Consider the following 458-nt stretch of genomic DNA (forward strand, 5'->3'; position numbering starts at 1 on the left):
TAACAAGGTAGCCCTAGGGGAACCTGGGGCTGGATCACCTCCTTACCTATACGACTAACTCAATACCTAAAGTGCAGCGATGCATGTGAGTGTTCACACAGATTACTTGATAGAAGAAAGAGAAATTACGTTGGGTCTGTAGCTCAGCTGGTTAGAGCGCACCCCTGATAAGGGTGAGGTCGGTGGTTCAAGTCCACTCTGACCCACCAATCTTTCCTACTCTGCGTTGGATGATGACTCATTTAGTCTACTAAATGTCGCTATCAACCGCCTTGATTAGAAACGATTGGCAAACCAATTTTTTGGTGAGACCTTCATTGAAGGTAAACGTAAAATCTCAACTGCATGTAAATGGGGCTATAGCTCAGCTGGGAGAGCGCCTGCCTTGCACGCAGGAGGTCTGCGGTTCGATCCCGCATAGCTCCACCATTTACACTTATCATGACGATAAGCTTATG

Annotated in this window: 2 tRNA genes; both read left to right on the top strand. The window is 46.9% G+C overall.

Annotated features, from left to right (window positions below):
- Positions 1–132: 132 nt before the first annotated feature.
- Positions 133–209, top strand: a tRNA-Ile gene (locus H5114_RS20235).
- 144 nt (positions 210–353) lie between these two features.
- Positions 354–429: transfer RNA gene (locus H5114_RS20240), tRNA-Ala, on the top strand.
- The last annotated feature ends 29 nt before the right edge of the window (positions 430–458 follow it).

The sequence above is a fragment of the Shewanella sp. SR43-8 genome, from assembly GCF_014163775.1.
Classification (GTDB): Bacteria; Pseudomonadota; Gammaproteobacteria; order Enterobacterales; family Shewanellaceae; genus Shewanella; species Shewanella vesiculosa.